Origin of the sequence: Pseudomonas sp. IT-232MI5 (genome assembly GCF_949767845.1) — a bacterium.
In the GTDB taxonomy this organism is placed as follows: domain Bacteria; phylum Pseudomonadota; class Gammaproteobacteria; order Pseudomonadales; family Pseudomonadaceae; genus Aquipseudomonas.
In genome coordinates this window covers 485,137-507,866 of the sequence record NZ_CATKQE010000022.1, presented here as the reverse complement: position 1 = coordinate 507,866, position 22,730 = coordinate 485,137, and the positions used below count along the sequence as shown (strand labels likewise).

The 22,730-nt window shown below is 60.1% G+C and carries 16 protein-coding genes; 13 read left to right on the top strand and 3 right to left on the bottom strand.

Annotated elements, in window-relative coordinates; genetic code table 11:
- Nucleotides 1–100 precede the first annotated feature (100 nt).
- The 4 genes from ACM6JQ_RS15705 (at nucleotide 101) to ACM6JQ_RS15690 (ending at nucleotide 5,211) form a co-directional block, all read left to right on the top strand.
- On the top strand, nucleotides 101–1,060 hold the full coding sequence (locus tag ACM6JQ_RS15705; RefSeq protein WP_414894150.1) for a tRNA dihydrouridine synthase: 960 nt from the start codon (nucleotides 101–103) through the stop codon (nucleotides 1,058–1,060).
- Between the two features lie 121 nt (nucleotides 1,061–1,181).
- Nucleotides 1,182–1,628, top strand: coding sequence for an Hsp20 family protein (locus ACM6JQ_RS15700; RefSeq protein WP_007913433.1), 447 nt, complete (start codon nucleotides 1,182–1,184; stop codon nucleotides 1,626–1,628).
- 188 nt (nucleotides 1,629–1,816) lie between these two features.
- Complete coding sequence (locus tag ACM6JQ_RS15695; protein WP_095111758.1) at nucleotides 1,817–2,512, top strand: DUF1266 domain-containing protein; 696 nt, start codon at nucleotides 1,817–1,819, stop codon at nucleotides 2,510–2,512.
- On the top strand, nucleotides 2,509–5,211 hold the full coding sequence (locus tag ACM6JQ_RS15690) for a DUF805 domain-containing protein (RefSeq protein ID WP_414894149.1): 2,703 nt from the start codon (nucleotides 2,509–2,511) through the stop codon (nucleotides 5,209–5,211). Before ACM6JQ_RS15695 ends, ACM6JQ_RS15690 begins: the two co-directional genes overlap by 4 nt.
- On the opposite strand, the gene ACM6JQ_RS15685 is transcribed toward ACM6JQ_RS15690, so the two are convergent.
- From ACM6JQ_RS15685 to ACM6JQ_RS15675, 3 genes are all read right to left on the bottom strand, one after another.
- A complete protein-coding gene (locus tag ACM6JQ_RS15685; RefSeq protein WP_414894148.1) occupies nucleotides 5,208–6,899 on the bottom strand; it encodes an Hsp70 family protein in 1,692 nt (563 codons plus the stop codon). The genes ACM6JQ_RS15690 and ACM6JQ_RS15685 overlap by 4 nt on opposite strands.
- An 86-nt stretch (nucleotides 6,900–6,985) precedes the next feature.
- Nucleotides 6,986–10,264 (bottom strand): PAS domain S-box protein, encoded by a 3,279-nt coding sequence (locus tag ACM6JQ_RS15680; RefSeq protein ID WP_095111755.1) that lies wholly within the window; start codon nucleotides 10,262–10,264, stop codon nucleotides 6,986–6,988.
- Between the two features lie 74 nt (nucleotides 10,265–10,338).
- Complete coding sequence (locus ACM6JQ_RS15675; RefSeq protein ID WP_007913442.1) at nucleotides 10,339–11,223, bottom strand: LysR family transcriptional regulator; 885 nt, start codon at nucleotides 11,221–11,223, stop codon at nucleotides 10,339–10,341.
- A gap of 140 nt (nucleotides 11,224–11,363) precedes the next feature.
- Between ACM6JQ_RS15675 and leuC the strand changes: the two genes are divergently transcribed.
- From leuC to ACM6JQ_RS15630, 9 genes are all read left to right on the top strand, one after another.
- Nucleotides 11,364–12,782, top strand: coding sequence for a 3-isopropylmalate dehydratase large subunit (gene leuC, locus ACM6JQ_RS15670; RefSeq protein ID WP_007913443.1), 1,419 nt, complete (start codon nucleotides 11,364–11,366; stop codon nucleotides 12,780–12,782).
- Between the two features lie 11 nt (nucleotides 12,783–12,793).
- Complete coding sequence (leuD, locus tag ACM6JQ_RS15665) at nucleotides 12,794–13,438, top strand: 3-isopropylmalate dehydratase small subunit (RefSeq protein WP_007913445.1); 645 nt, start codon at nucleotides 12,794–12,796, stop codon at nucleotides 13,436–13,438.
- 132 nt (nucleotides 13,439–13,570) lie between these two features.
- Nucleotides 13,571–14,338, top strand: coding sequence for a class I SAM-dependent methyltransferase (locus ACM6JQ_RS15660; RefSeq protein WP_414894147.1), 768 nt, complete (start codon nucleotides 13,571–13,573; stop codon nucleotides 14,336–14,338).
- Between the two features lie 54 nt (nucleotides 14,339–14,392).
- The gene (gene leuB / locus ACM6JQ_RS15655; protein ID WP_123374813.1) at nucleotides 14,393–15,475 is read left to right on the top strand and encodes a 3-isopropylmalate dehydrogenase; all 1,083 of its coding nucleotides are present in this window, start codon (nucleotides 14,393–14,395) and stop codon (nucleotides 15,473–15,475) included.
- Between the two features lie 66 nt (nucleotides 15,476–15,541).
- On the top strand, nucleotides 15,542–16,654 hold the full coding sequence (gene asd / locus ACM6JQ_RS15650; protein ID WP_007913448.1) for an aspartate-semialdehyde dehydrogenase: 1,113 nt from the start codon (nucleotides 15,542–15,544) through the stop codon (nucleotides 16,652–16,654).
- 276 nt (nucleotides 16,655–16,930) lie between these two features.
- Nucleotides 16,931–17,941, top strand: coding sequence for an aspartate-semialdehyde dehydrogenase (locus ACM6JQ_RS15645; RefSeq protein WP_095111752.1), 1,011 nt, complete (start codon nucleotides 16,931–16,933; stop codon nucleotides 17,939–17,941).
- A gap of 208 nt (nucleotides 17,942–18,149) precedes the next feature.
- Nucleotides 18,150–20,795: a FimV/HubP family polar landmark protein gene (locus ACM6JQ_RS15640; protein ID WP_414894146.1), complete on the top strand. Its 2,646-nt coding sequence runs from the start codon at nucleotides 18,150–18,152 to the stop codon at nucleotides 20,793–20,795.
- A gap of 244 nt (nucleotides 20,796–21,039) precedes the next feature.
- Nucleotides 21,040–21,864 (top strand): tRNA pseudouridine(38-40) synthase TruA, encoded by an 825-nt coding sequence (gene truA / locus ACM6JQ_RS15635; protein ID WP_034152768.1) that lies wholly within the window; start codon nucleotides 21,040–21,042, stop codon nucleotides 21,862–21,864.
- Between the two features lie 65 nt (nucleotides 21,865–21,929).
- Complete coding sequence (locus ACM6JQ_RS15630) at nucleotides 21,930–22,550, top strand: phosphoribosylanthranilate isomerase (RefSeq protein ID WP_414894144.1); 621 nt, start codon at nucleotides 21,930–21,932, stop codon at nucleotides 22,548–22,550.
- Nucleotides 22,551–22,730: the final 180 nt, after the last annotated feature.

Here is a 22,730-nt window from a genome sequence, read left to right as displayed (position 1 = left end):
CACACCGCTTTCGCGAGCAGGCTCGCTCCCACAAGGTTTCTGCGAATTCCTGCGATATCCAGTAAACTGCCGCACGTTTTTCTTCAAGTAGTGTTTTCCCATGCAAATTGCTCTGGCACCCATGGAGGGGTTGGTCGACGACATTCTCCGCGACGTGCTGACCCGCGTTGGCGGCATCGACTGGTGCGTGACCGAATTCATTCGCGTCAACGACCAGTTGCTCACTCCAGCCTACTTTCACAAGTTCGGCCCTGAGCTGCTCAATGGCGCGCGTACCGCATCCGGCGTGCCATTGCGCGTGCAATTGCTCGGCTCCGATCCTGTATGCCTGGCGGAAAACGCTGCACTGGCCTGCGAACTCGGCTCCGAAGTGATCGACCTCAACTTCGGCTGCCCGGCCAAGACCGTTAACAAATCCCGGGGCGGCGCCGTGCTGCTCAAAGAGCCGGAATTGCTTAACCAGATCGTCGAACACGTGCGCCGCGCCGTACCCGCGCACATTCCCGTGACCGCGAAAATGCGCCTCGGCTTCGACAGTCCCGACGGTTCGCTGGTCTGCGCCACGGCATTGGCTGAGGGCGGCGCCGAGCACATTGTGGTTCACGCCCGTACGAAAATGGACGGCTACAAACCGCCCGCACATTGGGAGTGGATTCCGCGTGTGCAGGACGTGGTCAAAGTCCCGGTGTTCGCCAACGGCGATATCTGGAGCGTCGAAGACTGGCGTCGTTGCCGCGAAATCAGTGGCGTGGAAGACATCATGCTCGGCCGCGGACTGGTGTCGCGTCCGGATCTGGCCAGGCAAATCGCTGCCGCCCGCGGTGGCGAAGAAGTGGTCGAGATGACCTGGGCCGAGCTGATGCCGCTGATCCAGGACTTCTGGCTGCAAGCCAAAGCGCAGATGACTGCACGTCAGTCGCCGGGCCGTTTGAAGCAATGGCTGGCCATGCTGACGCGCAATTATCCCGAGGCCACTGAGCTGTTTACCGTGCTGCGTCGTGAAACTGAGCCGGATCATGTCTCGCGTTTACTCGGTCTGCCGGTTGCCGAAGCGGCCTGAAAAAAATCTGCAAATAATCTCTTGAAATCATTTCAGTGGTCCCTATTTAAGGGTTACGCGATGCCGAATTCGGGTCGCGGAGTCAAAAAACCTTGCTGATTGTTTTCAGGAGATTTGAACCATGAGTACTGCATTTTCCCTCGCACCACTGTTCCGTTCCTCGGTGGGTTTCGACCGTTTCAACGACCTGTTCGAAACCGCCCTGCGCAACGAGCCGGGCAGCAGCTATCCACCTTACAACGTGGAAAAACACGGTGATGACCAGTACCGTATCGTCGTTGCGGCGGCCGGTTTCCAGGAAGAAGACCTGGAACTGCAAGTCGAAAAAGGTGTGCTGACCATCAGTGGCGGCAAGCGTGATGCCAATGAAGGCGTGACCTTCCTGCATCAGGGCATTGCCCAGCGTGCTTTCAAGCTGTCCTTCCGTCTGGCCGATCACATCGAGATCAAGGCTGCGGATCTGAGCAATGGTCTGCTGAGCATCGACCTGTTGCGCGTGATCCCGGAAGAGGCGAAAGCCAAACGCATCCCGATCAACGGGACGCAGAAGCCGGCGTTGCAGCACTGAGTCACGTGCCGCAACACAATCGTCTGAACGGACGATGAGCCGCTGAATGAAGGCCCCGATACGTCGGGGCCTTTTTTGTGGGCGAAAGAAAACCGTTGTTCGACTTTGCCGCTGGCGGCGGTTTCTCTACAATCCGCGGCAGTTTTGCCGACCCCCATTCCTCACCGGTCGGCCTGGAGCCTTTTTTCATGGACGAGATTCAACAGCGCTGGCTGTGCGCTTTGTCTGCGCCAATGGCGGCGATCAATACCGGCGCCAGCTACGACGACCCGGCCTTCTGCAACGATCGCTACATCGACCTGAAAGACAGCTGGGGTATCGACGACCGTGGGCAATTGTTCGACATGCTCGAACGGATGACCGACGACGGCCATGCCAAGCACCTCAGCGCGGCCTATTTGGCTTGGCAGCGTTGTCTGCCAAGTGAATGGCAGGCCTTGCTTGAAGATCTCACTCCCCGCGAACGCATCCTGCATGAGTTTGCCAGTCGCACGTTCGGCAGTTGTGGGCCGGGCGGGATTTTGTCCTGGGACTATGGCCGCATGGGCTTTCTCTTGCGTTGCGCGGTGCGCAATCAGTGGATCGATCTGGACGAAAGCAACTGGCTGCACAGTCGTTTGGCCCTCAGAGCGCAATTTCACTACGGCAGCTGGATGGCTTACTTCGATGGCTTTGTGGTGGGCCGGACGTTTTGGTCGTGCCTGAGCGCCAGCGACGATGAGCTTGCGCGTGCGCTGGATCGACAAGGCGCCAACGCCCTTAACGTGCGGATTGCCCGCGGTCTTGCCGAGAACATCCCTCAGTTCCTAGCTGATTTGCCGTGGCACATGGAAATTGATTTGCCGCCGCGCCCGGCATCGCTCAAGGAGTTCGACTGGTCATGAGTTGCTGGATCCGCTTGGGCATCGAGCCTACTAACGACGAAAACCTGATTCGCAACGCCTACCGCGCACGTTTGCCGGCGCATCACCCGGAGACCGATCCGCAAGGGTTTCAGGCGCTGCGCATGGCCTACGAAAACGCCCTGCGTCTGGCGCGTGAAGATGAGGAAGAAGAGCCCGAGGACGAGTACGAGTCCCAAGCCTCAGAACAGACTGTCGTTGAGGTCCCTCCAGTATTCGGGGAGTTCTGCGAGCTGCTGGATGATCCTGCGCGCCGGTTCAATTTCGCCGCGTGGCAGGCCTTTGTCCGAGGGCTGGATGAGCTGTCACTGGACGTGCTCGATGAACTCAGTTGGGGGCTTTACCACCGGCTGGCCGACGCCGGCCCGTTGTCGTACCGCTGCGCGAATCTGTTGGCCAAACGTATGGCCTGGGATCAGCAGTTGCTGGATCTTGCGTTCGACGACGCCCATCAGGTCGAATCCTTTCTACAGCGAATCGCAACGCCTGACCCGTTCGACACGGATCTGATGGGAACTTGGTCAGAGGCAGCCCAGACCGAATCGCTGTGGTACGCCCGTAGCCTCGATTTCATCTTCACCCAGCGCCCACTCCATGAGTTCGCCGACTTCGCCAGTCAGCACACCTGTCTGCCGTTGCCGAATGATGCCGCGTTCCTCAAGCGCCTGTTGGTGCAGTTCACTCAGGCAGGCATCGGCGGGCCGACGTTTTTGCAGTGCTGTATCGAACAGCAGCTTGCCGCACCGGATGATGTCGACTGGCTTTACCTGTTGGCGTGCCAGAACAGTCTGCTGGGGCGAGACGATCAGGCATTGCCGTGCTGGATCCGGCTGTGGAATGAGCATCGCCATCCGATGGCGGAAAGTCGTCTGCTGGAGCTGTGTGCCAAGCGCCAGCCGACTTTTCTGCCGCTGCTGATTCAGGCATTCGATCGCCTGCAGGGTATTTCGGACTGGCCAAAGGATCTTGGCGATGATGGCCAGGTGTATGGCTGTCCGTCACAACACCCCGAGACGCTGAACCGTTGGCTGGGTGTCGGACGGTTGAAGCTTGAGAGCCTTGCGCAAAGCTTTGTCGATTGGCGCATGAGCGGTGATGAACTGCCATTGCTCGCGCAATTGCTCGGCGAAAATGCCGACAGCCGATTGCTGCATCTGTACCGCCACGCCTGGGCGTTGCATCGGGGTGATTCGGCGTTGTTGCAGCAGATTGTGGATGCACCGCTGCCGATCGATGCCCTCGAAAGCCTGGTGATGAGCGGATTCAAATATCAGGCCGCGCAACACCTGCGTTGGCTGGGCGGGGCACCGATTGCGCTGGCCATGAGCGCGTTCAGCGACGCAAATTCGGTTTCGCAGGCATTGCCGCAGGTACTGACGGAGGGCGAGCCGCACAAGGTCTGTCGTTTGTGGTTGCGTCGCTTGCGGCCTTACAGCGACGCTGCGCTGGAACGACTGGCAGACGCGTTCACGCTGGCCGCGGTCAAAGATGATTGCGACTTGTCCGAACTCGACTTGATTCTGCAGTTGAGCCGGCGCGGGATTCAGTTGCCGCCGGTCGGGCTCGGTGGGGTCACTTGGGAGTGGCACGCGCAGACCCTGTTTTTGCTGGCATTGCTGGAACAACCCGAACGCTGGCTGCAGATGATTGACGCGCAGTGCGTGGAGCGCCTGCCTTTCAATCCGGCCCATCCGTTGAGTCGCCTGCAACCGTTGTTGCGGCGCTTGCAGCGTGAGCAAGGCCATTGCGCCGGTTTGCTCGGATGGCTGCAAGGCAATGACCCGGTGCACGGTTTGTTGGTGCAGCAATTGTTCAGCGTGCAGCAGGCACTCGACAGCGTGCGGTTGCCGGCCAATAGCCTGCTTTACACCTGTCTCGAAAGTGATCGTGCTGCCTGCGGCGACGATTTGCTGGGTTTGATGATGTTCTGGGGCGTGCTCTATCACGATCCGAGCCTGAGTGCCGAGCAGCATCGCGCATTGTTGCAATCGATCGCGGCGATCAGTTGTGAGGACGATTGGTTCGAAGGCTTCCGCGACGGTTTGATCAAAGGCGAACCGGTGTGGCCGCCGCGCAAAGTGCTGACCGATTTTGGTGTCGACAAACTGCTGGCGTATGAAGCACTGGATGCACTCAAGGGCTTGATTCGCTATGGCGCTGCCGGGGTGCCGAAAACGCGCGTCCTGCGCCAACTGCAACAGGGCAAGGACGATGTGCAGAACAGCATCGGGCTGCGCCTGGCCTTGTGCGCATTATTGTCCTGGTCGGAACGATTACTGCTGGCGAAAAGCGATGTTCAGCCGGTACCGGCGACAGCGATCTGGCGTCTGGGATCGCGGTTGGGGCGTAAGGCTTTTATCGCTCAGGTCTTGGCCTGCGTGGTGATTGCGCCGGTGGCAGGGCTGATCAGTGGCACTACGGGCGCAGGCATTCTTATCCTGCTATTGGCTGTGCTGCTGTTGTTCGGCGCCATTCTGCGCCGTTTGCACGACATGGGCCGGGGCATTCCGACGTTGCTGATCTTCATGGTGCTGACGCCGGTTCTGCCATTCCTGCCTTTGGTGCTGTTCGGCTTTCCCGGTGACAAGTTGCCCAACCGCTATGGTGTGCCGCCGGACAGCGGCGATTCCGAAATGCTGTCCGGCGGCTTGCAGGCTGCCTTGCGGCGGCTCAACGGTTAGAGGCGCAGTTGATCCAGCGCCTTGTTCAGCTCTGAGCGATGGCTGGCAATCTCCGAGGGTTGCTGGCCGGCGAGCACGGTAGTGAAGTTGTGCAGCCATTCGGCAATGTGCTCGCGTTGCGTGCCGAGGCTTTGCATCCATGCCCGCTCCAGACGGGCGAGCAACGTGCGGTTGGGCAGCGCGTCGCGTGGATGGACTTTCAGAGTGGACAGCCGGTTATGGCTGTCTCGGCGTGCTTGCTCATCCAGACCCGTGGGGCTGCGGTCGATGCTGTGACTGTGACGCTCGCCGGTTTCGAGCAGGGTGACGTCGACTTCGAGCAGACCGTTGATGTCATAACTGAAGCGCACGTCCAGTTCCTGGATGTGTTCAGTGGGCGTCAACGTGACATCGAAAGCATCAATCAGAATGTTGTCGCAAACCCACGGCCGCTCACCCTGATAGACGGCGATGCGCAGCAGCGATTGCTTAGGCTGGGTGGTGTAATAACGCTCCACCCTTGACGTCGGAATGATGGTGTTACGTTCGATGATGGGCGAGAAGGCACCTTTGATGTCTTCTCCACGCATGGTCGCAATCCCCAGCGTATACGGGCAGACATCCGTCAGAATCAACTCTTCAACCGCCCCGTCACGCGCCTTGCACGCCGCTTGCGTCGCCGCCCCCAGCGCAACAATCGTGTCCGGATCAAGATGCCGGTAAGGCAGGCGCCCGAACAGCGTGGCAACCATTTGCTGCACCGCCGGCATGCGCGTGGCGCCGCCGACCAGCACCAGGCTGTCGAGGTCACGGGGCTTGAGGCGAGCGTCGCGCAGGGCTTGTTCGATCGGCGCGCGTAAACGGGCCAGCAACGGTTCCCAGATCTTTACTGCGGCGGCTTCGTCCAATGACCATTCGAAGGTCTTGTCGGCGTGGCGCCAGCTCAGGTGTTGAGTGCCTTCGCCCAGTTTGCATTTGAGCTGCTCAAGGGCATCACCGAGGCTGGCCATGCTTTGCGCATCGACCATGGCCGGGGTCAGTTGCCAGTGTTTCAGGCAGGCCTGCAACAGGGCGGCGGTGAAGTCTTCGCCGCCGAGAAAGTTGTCGCCGGTGGAGGCGTGCACTTCGATCAGTGGCAACGCGTATTCCAGCACCGTGACGTCGAAAGTACCGCCGCCCAGATCGAAGATCAGCGTGCGTTCGAATTTCTGTTCATGCAGCCCGTAAGCCATCGCCGCAGCGGTCGGCTCGTTGATCAGGCGTGTCACCGAGAGCCCGGCCAATTCGGCGGCAAACAGCGTGCGTTTGCGTTGCTCGTCACTGAAATACGCCGGCACGGAAATTACCGCTTCCGACACCGGGTGGCCGAGAAAGGCTTCGGCGTCCTGCTTGAGCGAACCGAGGACCAGCGCCGACAATTCTTCCGGGCTGAACTGACGTGCACCGAGCTGGACGCGTTTATCGCTGCCCATAAAACGCTTGAACGCTGCAGCGGTGCGCTCCGGGTGCGTGGTCAGGCGGGCGCGGGCGGCTTTGCCGACCAGAATCGTGTCGTCTTCATCGAGGCTGACCACCGAGGGCGTCAGCACATCGCCCAGAGCGTTGGGAATCAGGCGGGCCTGACCGTCCTGCCAGACGGCGATCAGACTGTTGGTGGTGCCAAGGTCGATGCCCAGCAGAGCCGGGCGGAGGAGGGTTGCATCCTGCATGAAAGATCTCGAAACGGCGCAAAAAACGCGACCCTACAGGTTGCCGCAAACCGTGGCAATTGCGCGTCTGTTGCAACGTGCACCGGTTATGGCAGGAGCTTTTTCAGATCCTCCAGTGCAACCGGTCGACTGTGCAGATAACCCTGATACAAATGGCAGCCCAAGCCTTGCAGGAACGCCAGTTGTTCCGGGGTTTCCACGCCCTCGGCAATCACCTCCAGCTCCAGACTGCGCGCCATGGCGACGATCGCGCGGATAATCTCGGCATCGTTCGGATCGGTCGTCGCATCGCGGATAAACGACTGATCGATTTTCAGTGTGTCCACTGGTAGCCGCTTGAGGTAAGTCAGTGACGAATAACCGGTGCCAAAGTCATCCATGGCGAAGCTCACACCGAGCTTTTTCAGCCGGCGCATTTTGCTGATGGTGTCTTCCAGATTCTGGATGACAATGCCTTCGGTGATTTCCAGTTTCAGCAGCGAGCAGGGCAGGCCGTGGCTGCTCATGCTGTGTTCGATGCGCTCGACGAAGTCATTCTGACGGAACTGTCGTGGGCTGATGTTCACGCACAGGCTGAAATTCAGCGGGTCGACCCGTTTCTGCGCGATCAGTTGTTTGAAGGCATTGCAGGCCTCATCCAGAATCCAGGTGCCGACTTCGAGAATCAGGCCGCTGTCTTCCAGTACTTTGATGAACTCGGTGGGTGACTGCGCGCCCAGTTCCGGGTGATTCCAGCGCACCAGGGCTTCGGCGCCGATGATGCGGTTGTCGCGGGCATCGACCTGCGGCTGAAAGTGCACGTTGAATTCACCGCGCGACAGCGCCAGGCGCAGGTCGGTCTCCATGCGCAGCCGCTCGCTGGCGGCTTTCTGCATGGTGTTGTGATACATCTGCGTGGTGTTACGCCCGGAATCCTTGGCCCGGTACAGAGCAATGTCGGCGCGTTTGAGCAGATCGGTCGGCGTCGAGCCATGATCGGGAATCAGCGCCACGCCGATGCTCGGCGTCACTTGCAGGCGCTGGCCGTCGAGGAACATCGGTTCCGAGAGCAATTCGCGCAGGGTGTCGGCCAGATTGCGCACTTGCGTGCTGACTTCGTTGCGCGAGCCTTCGAGACCGCTGAGCAGCACGACAAATTCGTCGCCGCCGAGGCGTGCGACCGTGTCTTCCATGCGCACACTGGCTTCGAGCCGCGCGGTGATGATCTTCAGCACCGTGTCGCCGACCGGATGGCCGAGGGAGTCATTGATGTGCTTGAAGTGATCGAGATCGAGAAACAGCAACGCGCCGCGCAGGTTGTGACGCTTGAGCAGGGCGATCTGCTGGCTCAGGCGATCCATCAGCAAGGCGCGGTTGGGCAGGTTGGTCAGCGGGTCGTGATAGGCCAGATGGCGAATTTGCGCTTCGGCGTTTTTCAACAGGCTGACGTCGCGCGCGGTCAGCAGCAGGCACGCCGTTTCATTGAGGGTGATTGGCTCGACCGAGACTTCCACCGTCAGCATCTCCCCGCGCTTGTTGCGCCCGAGCATTTCCTGATGGTGCACGCGACCCTTGATCTGCAATTCGGCGAGTAATGCCGAGCGCTGTTTTTCCTCAGCCCAAATCCCGACCTGATAAACCGTTTTGCCCACGACTTCTTCAGCGCGATAGCCAGTGAGACGGCAAAAACCGTCGTTGACCTCCAGATAACGCCCGGTGTCGCGCTCGGTGATGGTGATCGCGTCGGGGCTGGAGTGAAAGGCCTTGGCGAATTTCTCTTCACTGGCTTTCAGCGCCGCTTCCGAACGCTGTTGTTGGGTGATGTCACGCAGGGTGGTGACGATGCACGGTTGATCGCCGACGCTGATCTGCCGGCTGGAAATCACGCAGGTCAGTGATTGGCCATCCTTGTGCTGAACGATGATTGCGACGTTGCTCAGGCCCTGTTCGCGAATCACTCGTTCGATGCGTTGCAGGCTTTTCGCCGAGGCGTCCCACAGGCCGATTTCTTCGGCGGTGTGGCCGATGACGTCGGCGGCGCTCCAGCCGAACGTCTGGGTAAAGCTGTTATTGATTTCGATGAACTCGCCACTGTCCTGGCGGGTGACGCAGATCGGGTCCGGGCTGACTTGGAACAGCGTGGCGAATTTCTCTTCCGAGGCCACCAGCCGCTGTTCGCGTTCGACCTGATCGGTGATGTCGAGCAGCGTGCCGGCCATGCGCAGCGGCGCGCCGTTGTCGTCGCGGTAGAGGCGGGCGCGGCTTTCCAGATAGCGCGAGCTGCCGTCCGGCAGTTGCACGCGATAGGTCAACTGATAATTGCCCGCCGGGCCTTCGCGCAGGCTGCGGTAGGCGTCGCGCATGCTGTCGCGTTCCTCACCGGGCACGCCTTCGAAAAACTCTTCGAACGACTCATGAAACGGTTTCGGCTCCAGACCGTGCAGTTGCGCGGCCCGCGCCGAGCCGTAGAGCATGCCGCTGGGAATGTGCCAGTCCCAAGTGCCGAGCTGCGCCGAGTCCAGCGCCAGATCGAGGCGTTCCTGGCTGTCCTTCAAGGCGTGTTCGGCGGCTTTGCGTTCGGTGGTGTCGAGGAAGGTGCTGAGCAGATAGGGCTGACCTTCGAGTTCGACCTTCTGTGCGCTGAGAATGCCGTCGTGAATCTGCCCGTTACTGGCGCGAAACTGCACCTCCATGCTGATCAATTCGCCCTTGGTGTTGGTCTTCTTGACCAGTTCGCCGCGTTGCTCCGGATGCACCCACAAACCCAGCTCCAGAGTGGTGCGGCCGATGGCGCTCTGCACCGGCCAGCCGAACAGGCTTTCGAAATACTGATTGGCTTCGCTGATCAGGCCGTCTTCCTGACGGGTCAGCAGGACCATGTTCGGGCACAGGTGAAAAAGTGTCGCGAAACGTTTCTCCGAACTGCTCAGGGCCTGTTCGCGTTGGCGCTGGTGGGTGATTTCACGAATCACCCCGATCATTCGGGGGCGGCCGTTTTTATCCGGCAGCAGGCTGCCGCTGATCTCCAGCCAGTGCAGGCTGCCATCAGGCCAGCGGATACGGTGGTGCATCGCTTGTTCCAGCGGCGCCCCGGCAATCACCGCGTGGAAGGCGCGAACGGTTTTCGCCCGGTCTTCCGGCGGCAGCAGGTCGAGGTATTCCAGATCTTCGGGCAGCGGTTGCCGAGGATCGAAGCCGAACAAGGCCTGGGTGCCACGCGACCAACTGATCTGCCCGCGCTCGATGTCCCAATACCAGGCGCCGAGCCGCGCGCCGTTGAGCGCCGCCAGCAATTGCGGCGCGCTTTCCCAGCTCTGCTCGGAATGACGCGGGTCAATCGCCTGAATACGCGGCATCGGCGGAATTCGGTCAACAGATTTCGGCATCGTGGACAGGCCTTGAGCTGATGGTGGCGTTAGGCACAGGGGCAGCGGCTCTATAGGAGTAGCACAAGTTGGCCTCAAGTCCCTGGCAGATCGATTTGTGCATCCAGTAAGGCCATAAAGGCCCGTGCCGCATTCGAGAGCGTCCGTTCAGTGTGCAGGATATAGCCTAGCTGGCGACTGAGCTGTATGCCCGGCAATACGATGCTTGCCACCTGCTCATCGAGCATGGTGCGCGGCAAAACGCTCCAGGCCAGGCCAATCGAGACCATCATCTTGATGGTTTCCAGATAGTTGGTGCTCATGGCGATATTCGGCGTCAGGCCTTGGGCCTCGAACAAGCGTTGGACAATGTGGTGGGTGAAGGTGTTGCCACCGGGGAAAACCGCCGGATGACCGGCAATGTCCGCCAGATTGACCGGGCCATTGCTGATCAGCGAATGCTCCGGGGCAACCACGAAATCCAGCGGGTCGTCCCAGACGGGCGTGGCTTTGACCAGTGCGTGAGGTTCCGGCGCCAGGGTGATGACCGCCAGTTCGGCGCGGCCATGGAGAATTTCTTCGTAGGCCACTTCCGAATCAAGGAACTGAATATCCAGCGCAACCTGTGGGTAACGACGGGTGAATTCGCGCAATAGCGGCGGCAAACGGTGCAAACCGATGTGGTGACTGGTGGCCAGTGTCAGGCGCCCGCTGACTTCGCCGGTCAGATTGGTCAGCGCGCGGCGAGTGTCATCGAGCACGTTGAGAATCTGATAAGCCCGCGGCAGCAGGGCGCGGCCGGCCTCGGTCAGGCCGACTTCACGGCCCAGCCGATCAAACAACCGCACCTTCAACTGCTGCTCCAGCCCGGCGATGCGTTTGCTGATCGCCGGCTGCGTCAGGTGCAGGCGTTCGCCGGCGCCGGAGAAGCTGCCGGTCTCGGCAATCGCGATAAAAGCGTTGAGGTTGGCCAGATCCATGTTCGTATTCCAGTTGGTTATCCAAAGCATAAAAAATATGAATTTGAGTTATTTAATCTAACCCCATAGGATCGGCCTCACAAGCCAAAGGGTTATTGATAAGCCCAGGGCATAGAAACAAGCTGATGAGGAACCGTCTGATGGCCGGCAAAACGCTCTACGACAAGCTCTGGGATTCGCATTTGGTCAAGCAGCGCGACGATGGCTCGGCGCTGATCTATATCGATCGTCACATCATCCACGAAGTGACTTCGCCGCAAGCCTTCGAAGGCCTGCGTCTGGCCGGGCGCAAGCCTTGGCGCATCGATGCCAACATCGCGACCCCGGACCACAACGTACCGACCACGCCAGAGCGCAAGGGCGGCATCGCAGCCATTGCCGATCAGGTCTCGCGTTTGCAGGTTCAGACCCTCGATGACAACTGTGATGAATACGGCATCGTCGAGTTCAAGATGAACGACGTGCGCCAAGGCATCGTCCACGTCATCAGCCCGGAGCAGGGAGCGACCTTGCCGGGCATGACCGTGGTCTGCGGCGACTCGCACACCTCGACCCACGGCGCGTTCGGCGCTCTGGCCCACGGTATCGGCACTTCCGAGGTCGAGCACGTGCTCGCCACCCAGTGCCTGGTCGCGAAGAAAATGAAGAACATGCTGGTTCGCGTTGAAGGGCAATTGCCGTTCGGCGTGACCGCCAAGGACATCGTTCTCGCGGTGATCGGCAAGATCGGCACCGCCGGCGGTAACGGTCACGCCATCGAATTCGCTGGCAGCGCGATCCGCGACTTGTCCGTCGAAGGCCGCATGACCATCTGCAACATGTCCATCGAAGCCGGTGCCCGTGTTGGCCTGGTGGCAGCGGATCAGAAAACCGTCGACTACGTGAAGGGCCGTCCATTCGCACCGAAAGGTGAGCAGTGGGACATGGCCGTCGAAGCCTGGAAAGATCTGGTCTCCGACGCCGACGCCAAGTTCGACACCGTGGTTGAACTCGACGCTGCGCAGATCAAGCCGCAAGTCAGTTGGGGCACTTCCCCGGAAATGGTTTTGGCCGTTGACCAAAACGTGCCGGACCCGGCCAAAGAAATGGATCTGGTCAAACGCGACTCGATCGTCCGCGCCTTGAAATACATGGGTTTGACTGCCAATCAGGCGATCACCGACATTCAGCTGGATCGCGTATTCATCGGTTCCTGCACCAACTCGCGGATCGAAGACTTGCGCGCTGCGGCGGTAATCGCCAAGGGCCGCAAAGTCGCCTCGACCATCAAGCAAGCGATCGTGGTGCCGGGCTCGGGTCTGGTGAAGGCTCAGGCAGAAGCCGAAGGTCTCGACAAGATTTTCCTCGAAGCCGGTTTCGAATGGCGTGAGCCGGGGTGCTCGATGTGTCTGGCGATGAACCCGGACCGTTTGGAGTCCGGCGAACATTGCGCCTCGACCTCCAACCGTAACTTCGAAGGCCGTCAGGGCGCCGGTGGCCGTACCCACCTCGTCAGCCCGGCCATGGCGGCGGCGGCAGCGGTGAACGGTCGTTTCATCGACGTTCGTGAATTGATCTAAAGGAGCGCAGCATGAAAGCTTTTACCCAGCACACTGGTCTTGTCGCGCCTTTGGATCGTGCCAACGTCGACACCGACCAGATCATTCCGAAGCAGTTTTTGAAGTCGATCAAACGCACCGGTTTCGGCCCGAACCTGTTCGACGAGTGGCGTTACCTCGATGTCGGGCAACCGTATCAGGACAACTCCAAGCGCCCGTTGAACAAGGATTTCGTCCTCAACGCCGAGCGTTATCAGGGCGCCAGCGTATTGCTCGCCCGTGAGAACTTCGGTTGCGGCTCCAGCCGTGAGCACGCGCCATGGGCGCTGGAAGAATACGGTTTCCGCAGCATCATCGCGCCGAGTTATGCCGACATCTTCTTTAACAACAGCTTCAAGAACGGTTTGTTGCCGATCATCTTGAGCGACGCTGAAGTCGATGAGTTGTTCAAGCAGGTCGAGGCCGAGCCGGGTTATCAACTGCAGGTCGATCTGCAAGCGCAGACCGTGACCCGTCCGGATGGCAAGGTGTACAGCTTCGAGATCGATGCGTTTCGCAAGCACTGCCTGTTGAACGGTCTGGACGATATCGGTTTGACCTTGCAGGACGGTGATGCGATTGCGACGTTTGAGGCCAAACATCGGGTTAGCCAGCCGTGGTTGTTCCGCGACGCGTGATTTACCTATGACGAATGACGCCATCACGAGCAGGCTCACTCCCACAGGGGAACGCATTCCAAATGTAGGAGTGAGCCTGCTCGCGATGAGTCCCTCAAAAGCAACACAAGGCTTAAACAAAAGGATGTCCTCATGACCAGCTCCGCCCAGCACGCTCAGGTCGTACAGAAGCAATTCGGTGAACAGGCCGCTGCCTACCTAAGCAGCGCCGTTCATGCTCAAGGCACCGAATTCGCTCTGCTACAAGCTGAGCTGGTCGGGCAGGGCGACGCCCGGGTGCTGGATCTGGGTTGTGGCGCCGGTCACGTCAGTTTCCACGTGGCACCGCTGGTCAGGGAAGTGGTGGCTTACGACCTGTCGCAGCAAATGCTCGACGTGGTCGCCACCGCTGCTGTTGATCGCGGTTTCACCAACATCGCCACGGTCAACGGCGCCGCTGAGCGTTTGCCGTTTGCCGATGGCGAGTTCGACTTCGTGTTCAGCCGGTATTCGGCGCATCACTGGAGCGATCTCGGTGTGGCCCTGCGCGAAGTGCGTCGGGTGCTGAAGCCGGGCGGTGTGGCGGCATTCGTGGATGTGTTGTCACCGGGCAGTCCGTTGTTCGACACTTACCTGCAAAGCGTCGAAGTGCTGCGCGACACCAGTCATGTGCGCGATTATTCCGCCGCTGAGTGGCTGCGGCAGGTCAGCGAGGCCGGTTTGCATGTGCGCAGTACCACGCGTCAGCGCCTGCGTCTGGAATACACCAGTTGGGTTGAGCGCATGCGCACGCCTGAAGTAATGCGCGCGGCGATCCGCCAGTTGCAGCAGTCGATGGGCAATGAAGTGCGCGAATATTTTGAGATTGATGCCGATGGCTCGTTCAGTACAGATGTAATCGTGCTGATGGCCGAGCGATAAGAATTTTTCCGGGCGCGCCTAAGGTGGCGCACCGACTGAAGACACGAGGAAAGCATGAGCAAGCAGATTCTGATTCTCCCAGGTGACGGTATTGGTCCGGAAATCATGGCCGAAGCGGTCAAGGTGCTGGAGCTGGCCAACGACAAGTACAACCTGGGCTTCGAGCTGAGCCATGACGTGATCGGTGGCGCCGCCATCGACAAGCACGGCGTACCGCTGGCCGATGAAACCCTCGACCGCGCCCGCGCTGCTGACGCCGTATTGTTGGGCGCCGTCGGTGGCCCGAAATGGGACACCATCGAGCGCGACATCCGCCCTGAGCGCGGCCTGCTGAAAATCCGTGCGCAACTGGGCCTGTTCGGCAACTTGCGTCCGGCGATCCTGTACCCGCAGCTGGCCGACGCGTCGAGCCTGAAGCCGGAAATCGTTGCCGGTCTGGACATTCTCATCGTTCGTGAGCTGACCGGCGGCATCTACTTCGGCGCGCCGCGCGGCACCCGTACCCTGGAAAATGGCGAGCGTCAGTCCTACGACACGCTGCCGTACAGCGAAAGCGAAATCCGCCGCATCGCCCGCGTCGGTTTCGACATGGCCATGGTCCGTGGCAAGAAGCTCTGCTCGGTGGACAAGGCCAACGTGCTGGCGTCCAGTCAACTGTGGCGTGAAGTGGTCGAGCAAGTGGCCAAGGATTATCCGGAAGTCGAACTGAGCCACATGTACGTCGACAACGCCGCCATGCAACTGGTGCGCGCACCGAAGCAGTTCGACGTGATCGTCACTGACAATATGTTCGGCGACATTCTGTCCGACGAAGCGTCGATGCTCACCGGTTCCATCGGCATGCTGCCGTCGGCCTCGCTGGATTCCAACAACAAGGGCATGTACGAGCCTTGCCACGGTTCCGCTCCGGACATCGCCGGTAAAGGCATCGCCAACCCGTTGGCGACCATTCTGTCGGTGTCGATGATGCTGCGTTACAGCTTCAATCTGCATGACGCGGCCGATGCCATCGAGAAAGCCGTTAGCGTTGTGCTCGATCAAGGGTTGCGCACTGGCGACATCTATTCGGCCGGTTGTAGCAAAGTCGGTACGCAGGAAATGGGCGACGCAGTAGTCGCCGCGCTGCGGAATCTGTAATCTCTCGGGCCCGCTGCGAAATTCAATACAAAGCAGCGGCCCACTTTTCAAGAAGGTGTAGTTGCGATGAAACGTGTAGGTCTGATCGGTTGGCGCGGGATGGTCGGTTCCGTGCTCATGCAGCGGATGCTGGAAGAGCAGGATTTCGATCTAATCGAGCCGGTGTTTTTCACCACGTCCAACGTCGGTGGCCAAGGTCCGTCCGTGGGCAAGGACATTGCTCCGCTCAAGGATGCTTACAGCATTGATGAGCTGAAGACCCTCGACGTGATTCTGACCTGCCAGGGCGGCGACTACACCAGCGAAGTGTTCCCGAAACTGCGCGAAGCCGGCTGGCAGGGTTACTGGATCGACGCGGCCTCGAGCCTGCGCATGAACGATGACGCGGTGATCATTCTCGATCCGGTCAACCGCAAGGTCATCGACCAGCAGCTCGACGCTGGCACCAAGAACTACATCGGCGGCAACTGCACCGTCAGCCTGATGCTGATGGGCCTGGGCGGCTTGTTTGAGGCCGGTCTGGTCGAGTGGATGAGCGCCATGACCTATCAGGCGGCTTCCGGTGCCGGCGCGCAGAACATGCGTGAACTGATCAAGCAAATGGGCGCGACCCACGCCGCTGTCGCTGATCAACTGGCCGATCCGGCCAGCGCGATCCTCGACATCGACCGTCGCGTTGCTGATGCCATGCGCAGCGAAGCGTACCCGACCGAAAACTTTGGTGTACCTTTGGCCGGCAGCCTGATTCCGTGGATCGACAAGGAACTGCCGAACGGCCAGAGCCGCGAAGAATGGAAAGCTCAGGCTGAGACCAACAAGATCCTCGGCCGCTTCAAGAGCCCGATTCCGGTCGACGGCATCTGCGTGCGCATCGGCGCCATGCGTTGCCACAGCCAGGCGCTGACCATCAAGCTGAACAAAGACGTGCCGATCGCTGATATCGAAGGGCTGATCAGCCAGCACAACCCTTGGGTCAAACTGGTACCGAACCAGCGCGAGATCAGCATGCAGGAGCTGAGCCCGACCAAGGTCACCGGCACCCTGAATGTTCCGGTGGGTCGTCTGCGCAAGCTGAACATGGGTTCGCAATTCGTCGGTGCCTTCACCGTTGGCGATCAACTGCTGTGGGGCGCGGCCGAACCGCTGCGTCGCATGCTGCGGATTTTGCTTGAGCGTTGATCGTTTGCAGCAATGAAAGAGCCCGCGCCTTGTGAGAGGTGCGGGTTTTTTTATGCCTGTGGTTTCTCGGGTGTCTGGATTGGCCCCATCGCTGGCAAGCCAGCTCCCACAGGGATTTGTGGAGTACATAAAATCTGTGAATCGCACCGCCCATTGTGGGAGCTGGCTTGCCAGCGATGAGGCCGGTGCAGGCGCCGCAAATCCTCGGCAGAAATTGCCTGCATGGCGGTCACCCGGTAAAGTGCCGCTCCCCCCGTTTCGCCAGAGGCTCGCACCATGACCCAGACCCTAGATATTGCCGTGATCGGCGCCACCGGTACTGTCGGCGAAACCCTCGTACAGATTCTCGAAGAGCGCGACTTCCCGGTCGGCAACCTGCACCTGCTGGCGAGCAGCGAATCTGCTGGCAGTTCGGTGCTGTTTCGCAACAAGAACGTGCGCGTTCGTGAAGTCGATGAATTCGATTTCAGCAAGGTCAAACTGGTGTTCTTCGCCGCCGGCCCGGCCATCACCTTGAGCTACGCCGCGCGTGCCCACGCCGCCGGTTGCTCGCTGATTGACCTGTCCGGTGCGCTGCCGGCCGATCAAGCGCCGCAAGTGGTGCCGGAAGCCAACGCCGCAGTACTCGCCAGTTTGAAAGCACCGTTCCAGGTCAGCAGCCCAAGCCCGTCGGCCACTTCGCTCGCCGTGGTGCTGGCGCCGCTGCTCGACCTGATCGATCTGCAATATGTGAATGTCACCGCCAATCTGGCCGTTTCCGCCCAAGGTCGTGAAGCCGTGACCGAGCTGGCGCGACAGACCGCCGAGCTGCTGAACATGCGCCCGCTGGAACCGACCTTCTTTGATCGGCAGATGGCCTTCAACCTGCTGGCGCAGGTCGGCACGCCTGACGCGCAGGGCCACACGCTGCTGGAAAAACGTCTGGTGCGCGAGTTGCGTCAGGTGCTGGCGCTGCCTTTATTAAAGATTTCCGCAACTTGCGTTCAAGCCCCGGTGTTTTTTGGCGATAGCTTTAGCGTGACCTTGCAGTCAGCGTCGGCTGTCGACCTGGCAAAAGTCAACGCTGCACTCGAAGACGCGGCCGGTATCGAGCTGGTCGAAGCCGGTGATTACCCGACCGCAGTCGGTGACGCGGTAGGGCAGGATGTTGTCTATGTCGGTCGCGTGCGCAGCGGTGTTGACGACCCGGCGGAACTTAATCTGTGGCTGACGTCAGATAACGTACGCAAGGGCGCGGCCCTTAACGCTGTGCAGGTGGCTGAGTTGTTGATAAAAGACCTGCTGTAAAAGATACTTGGCAACAATTTGTCGACTGATTCTAGGTGAGCGCTATGCTTGCCCAGATCGCTTGATAACGTGTCACCCTCCGGGACATTCCGGGGCATCAAAGAAATGATCGCGCGCGGCATCTGTCGTCGTCGCGCGCAATGCCTTACGGCAGCGGTATTCAACATCTTCTCGCTGGCCGAGGAACGTTCAAACAAAGGATGAGGCTATGGTTCAAGTTCGCAAACTGGTGTTAGCAATAGCGGCCGCCTCGGCGCTGTCCTCCGGTATGGCGCATGCCCTCGGGCTCGGGGAGCTGACCCTGAAGTCGACCCTGAACCAGCCGCTGGTGGCTGAAATCGAGCTGCTCGACGTCAAGGATCTCACCGCTGCCGAAGTGGTGCCGAGCCTGGCTTCAACTGAAGACTTTGCCAAGGCCGGCGTCGATCGCCAGGCCTTCCTCAATGATCTGACCTTCACCCCGGTGCTCAACGCCAGCGGCAAAAGCGTGCTGCGCGTGACCTCGAGCAAACCGCTGTCGGAACCGATGGTGAAATTCCTCGTCCAGGTGATGTGGCCGAACGGCCGTCTGCTGCGCGACTACAGCGTGCTGCTCGATCCCTCGAAGTTCTCGCCGCAGACCGCTGATGCCGCCGCGCAACCGGCGCCGTCGCAGACCATCACTGCGCCGACCACGGGCGCCACGCACTCGACGCAATACACCACCACGCCGCGCGACACCCTGTGGGAAATCGCTGCGAAAGCGCGTACCGGCGGTTCGGTGCAGCAGACCATGCTGGCCATTCAAGCGCTGAACCCGGATGCGTTCATCGGTGGCAACATCAACCGCCTGAAGACCGGTCAGGTGCTGCGCCTGCCGGATTCCGTGCAAAGCACTGCGTTGCCACAGTCGAAGGCCATTGCCGAAGTCGCTGCGCAGAACGAAGCCTGGCGTCAGGGCCGTCGTTATGTGGCCAAACCGGGCACCGGTCAGCAGCAGCTCGATGCGACCAATCGTGGTCGCGGCAATACCGGTGCTGCGCAGAACGCTCAGGACAATCTGAGTCTGGTTTCTGCTGAAAGCGCCAAGTCCCGCGGCAAAGGCCCGGCGGGTGATGCTAAAGCCTTGAGCAACAAGCTCGCGGTCACTCAGGAAAGCCTCGACACGACCCGTCGTGATAACGAGGAACTGAAAAGCCGCATGTCCGATCTGCAAAGTCAGTTGGACAAGCTGCAAAAACTGATCGAGCTGAAGAACAATCAGCTGGCAAAACTGCAGGCCGAAGGGGCGGGCGCTGCGCCGGCCGCCAACGCTGCTGCACCGGCGGTGCCTGCGATCACGGCTGAACTGGCTGCCACGCCGCCAGCCACTCCGGCAGAAGCGGCGCCGACGCCAGAGTCCGCCATTGCGCCACCGGCTGAAACGCCAGTCGTCGAGCCAGTGGTGACGCCGAAGCCGCCTGTCGATGACGAGAAAACCTTCAATGAGCTGCTGACCAATCCGATCCTGTTGGGTCTGGTCGGTGGCGGTGTAGTGGTTCTGCTGCTCCTGCTGTTGTTGCTGGCACGTCGCCGCAAGGCCCAGCAGGAAGCCGAGAAACATCTGCGCATGGCCCGCGCTCTGTCGGAAGAGCAAGAGTTCTCCGCCGAGCAGGATCTGCCGGAAAGCAGCTTCGAAGGTCTGGAAACCCCGGCGGCGAGCGTCAAGCTCAACACCCCGGCACCTGCTCCGGCACCCGTAGTGGCTCCGGTAGTTGCCCCGATCGTGATGGCTGAACCGATTGCGGCGCCGCTGGTGGCGCCGGCCGCCGAGCGCTCGGATGACGTGCTCGACAAGGCGCAGTCGCACATCAACGCCGGTCGCCTGAATCAGGCTGCTGCACTGCTGGAAGAGGGCGTCAGCCTGGAGCCGCAACGCAGTGATCTGCGTCTGAAGCTGATGGAAGTCTACGGTCAGCAGGGCGACCGCGATGCGTTCGTCGGTCAAGAGCGTCAACTGGTGGCCAATGGTGACAACTTCGCCAAGGTCGAAGAGCTGAAAAGCCGCTTCCCGGCAATGGCCGTCGTCGCTGCGACAGGTCTGGCCGCTGCTGCCGTGGCCGCCGAACTGGACGCGCAATACGTCAAGGATTTGCTGCTGGATGAGCCTGAAGCACCGGCGCCAGCGCCTGTGGAAGACGATCTGGACAGCGCGTTTGATCTGAGTCTGGACGATCTCGACAACATCACGCCGGTTGAGCCGGCGCCGGTGGTTGAGCCTGAAGCGCCGGTCGAGCTGGATGAATTCCCGGCGGACGACGACCTGAGCTTCGAATCGGTGCTGCAACAGCAGACCGATATCAAAGAGAACCTGGATGATCTGTCGGACTTCGACCTCGATCTGGACCTGGGTGCCGAACCGGCGCCTGCGGTTGACCTGGCGGACGATGACTTCCTGCTGGATCTGGACGAAGGCGTGAAGGATCTGCCGCCAGTCGAACCGCCGGTGGTGGCTGACGTGCCACAAGATGATCTGGAGCTGCCGGCCGATTTCGATCTGTCGCTGGCCGACGAAATGGACAGCAATCCTGCGGCTGAGCCGGATGCGTTCGCTGCCGAACTGGATGACGTCAACGCCGAGCTGGATCGTCTGTCGCAAACCATTGCCGAGCCGACCTTCACCGAAGCCGATGCGGCAATCGGTGGTGATCTGGGTGAAGACGATTTCGACTTCCTCGCTGGCACTGATGAAGCCGCTACCAAGCTTGATCTGGCTCAGGCCTACATCGACATGGGCGACAGCGACGGCGCACGCGACATCCTCAACGAGGTCGCCAGTGAGGGGAGCGAGGCACAGAAAAAAGAAGCTCAGGAAATGCTTTCGCACCTGGCATAAATCCAGCGGTAAACAAAAAACGGCAGCCCTTTGAGGCTGCCGTTTTTGTTTGTCTTTTTTGAATCAAAAGATCGCAGCCTTCAGCAGCTCCTACAGGGGAACGCCATCTCATGTAGGAGCTGCCGAAGGCTGCGATCTTTTGATCTTGAAACTGGTATCCCCGGTCCACAGCCTTATAATGCCCGCCTTTGCACAAACAGCAGGCTGTCCCACCTTGGCAAACATAGATAACCCGGTCGCCGAAATGGCTCCCGACGGCTTTTACCGCGTCGCGTTGGGCGTTGAGTACAAAGGCTCGCGTTACAGCGGCTGGCAGCGTCAGTTGACGGGTGTGGCGACGGTGCAGGAAGAGCTGGAAAAAGCCCTGTCGAAAGTCGCCAACTCACCGGTTTCGCTACAGTGCGCCGGACGCACCGACGCCGGCGTGCATGCCTGCGGACAAGTGGTGCACTTTGATACAACGGTCGATCGTTCGCTGAAAGCCTGGGTCATGGGCGCCAACATCAATCTGCCCCATGACATCAGCGTCAGTTGGGCTCGGGTGATGCCGGCGCATTTCCATGCGCGGTTCAAAGCCATCGCCCGGCGCTATCGCTACGTGATCTACAACGATCAGATTCGCCCGGCGCATCTCAATGAAGAAATCACCTGGAATCATCGCCCGCTGGATGTCGAGCGCATGGCCGAGGCCGCGCAGTATCTGATCGGCACTCACGATTTCAGCGCGTTCCGCGCCGGTCAGTGCCAGGCCAAGTCGCCGATCAAGAAGATGCATCACCTGCGTGTGACCCGTCACGGCAAGATGATCGTGCTCGATATTCGCGCCAATGCCTTCCTGCATCACATGGTGCGCAATATCGCTGGCGTGCTGATGACCATTGGTGCTGGCGAGCGTCCAGTGGAGTGGATGAAGGAAGTCCTCGAAAGCCGCGAGCGCCGCTCCGGTGGGGTGACCGCGCATCCGTACGGCTTGTATCTGGTACAGGTCGAGTACCACGACGAATTTCCGTTGCCCGAGCGTTTTATCGGGCCACATTTCCTTACGGGTTTCTCCGAACTTGACGGCTGACGCCCTCGAACGCTTTTGTTACCATCCGGGACTTTCTCGGATTTTGCCTCGGAGTTTTTCTCGATATGTCAGCCGTTCGCAGCAAGATCTGCGGGATTACCCGCATAGAAGATGCGCTGGCCGCCGTTGAGGCCGGGGCCGATGCGATCGGGTTTGTGTTCTATGCCAAGAGTCCGCGTGCGGTAACCGTACAGCAGGCGCGGGCGATTATTCAGGCATTGCCGCCGTTTGTGACTAGCGTAGGGCTGTTCGTCAATGCCAGCCGTTGCGAGTTGGGTGAAATCCTCGACGCCGTGCCGCTGGATTTGTTGCAGTTTCATGGTGATGAAGTCGCTGAAGACTGCGAAGGCTGGCATCGTCCGTACATCAAGGCGTTGCGGGTCAAGGCCGGTGATGACATTGCGGCGGCGGTTGATGCCTATCCGAGCGCCAGGGGCGTGCTGCTCGACACTTATGTCGAAGGTGTGCCCGGCGGAACCGGTGAGGCGTTCGACTGGTCATTGATTCCGCAGACGTTGAGCAAGCCGTTGATTCTCGCGGGTGGTTTGACCCCGGAGAACGTCGCAGATGCCGTGGAACGGGTAAAACCGTATGCGGTGGATGTCAGTGGCGGGGTGGAAGCGAGCAAAGGCATCAAGGATCACGCAAAGATCCGCGCGTTCATCAACGCCGTAAAAGGAATGTAGGAACCTGCCGGTTCCGATATTGATGTGACGGCTGGCAGTCTGCCGCCGTCCATCAATGCACTTGCACAAAGCAGGCGCGGCTGAGGGTTTCTGGATCGCACGCAGGTCATGTTTCGCGCTGATCGTGGCAGTCCGGCAACCATCGCCACACACATGAATTTAGCTGAAGGGCATACGCGG

What these genes read in the sequence shown, in the direction of transcription:
- ACM6JQ_RS15695 (WP_095111758.1), top strand. Translation starts at nt 1,817, where the DNA reads ATGGACGAGATTCAACAGCGCTGGCTGTGCGCTTTGTCTGCGCCAATG.
- asd (WP_007913448.1), top strand. Translation starts at nt 15,542, where the DNA reads ATGAAACGTGTAGGTCTGATCGGTTGGCGCGGGATGGTCGGTTCCGTG.
- ACM6JQ_RS15690 (WP_414894149.1), top strand. Translation starts at nt 2,509, where the DNA reads ATGAGTTGCTGGATCCGCTTGGGCATCGAGCCTACTAACGACGAAAAC.
- ACM6JQ_RS15705 (WP_414894150.1), top strand. Translation starts at nt 101, where the DNA reads ATGCAAATTGCTCTGGCACCCATGGAGGGGTTGGTCGACGACATTCTC.
- ACM6JQ_RS15685 (WP_414894148.1), bottom strand. Translation starts at nt 6,899, where the DNA reads ATGCAGGATGCAACCCTCCTCCGCCCGGCTCTGCTGGGCATCGACCTT.
- leuB (WP_123374813.1), top strand. Translation starts at nt 14,393, where the DNA reads ATGAGCAAGCAGATTCTGATTCTCCCAGGTGACGGTATTGGTCCGGAA.
- ACM6JQ_RS15660 (WP_414894147.1), top strand. Translation starts at nt 13,571, where the DNA reads ATGACCAGCTCCGCCCAGCACGCTCAGGTCGTACAGAAGCAATTCGGT.
- ACM6JQ_RS15630 (WP_414894144.1), top strand. Translation starts at nt 21,930, where the DNA reads ATGTCAGCCGTTCGCAGCAAGATCTGCGGGATTACCCGCATAGAAGAT.
- ACM6JQ_RS15700 (WP_007913433.1), top strand. Translation starts at nt 1,182, where the DNA reads ATGAGTACTGCATTTTCCCTCGCACCACTGTTCCGTTCCTCGGTGGGT.
- ACM6JQ_RS15645 (WP_095111752.1), top strand. Translation starts at nt 16,931, where the DNA reads ATGACCCAGACCCTAGATATTGCCGTGATCGGCGCCACCGGTACTGTC.
- leuC (WP_007913443.1), top strand. Translation starts at nt 11,364, where the DNA reads ATGGCCGGCAAAACGCTCTACGACAAGCTCTGGGATTCGCATTTGGTC.
- ACM6JQ_RS15640 (WP_414894146.1), top strand. Translation starts at nt 18,150, where the DNA reads ATGGTTCAAGTTCGCAAACTGGTGTTAGCAATAGCGGCCGCCTCGGCG.
- leuD (WP_007913445.1), top strand. Translation starts at nt 12,794, where the DNA reads ATGAAAGCTTTTACCCAGCACACTGGTCTTGTCGCGCCTTTGGATCGT.
- ACM6JQ_RS15675 (WP_007913442.1), bottom strand. Translation starts at nt 11,223, where the DNA reads ATGGATCTGGCCAACCTCAACGCTTTTATCGCGATTGCCGAGACCGGC.
- truA (WP_034152768.1), top strand. Translation starts at nt 21,040, where the DNA reads ATGGCTCCCGACGGCTTTTACCGCGTCGCGTTGGGCGTTGAGTACAAA.
- ACM6JQ_RS15680 (WP_095111755.1), bottom strand. Translation starts at nt 10,264, where the DNA reads ATGCCGAAATCTGTTGACCGAATTCCGCCGATGCCGCGTATTCAGGCG.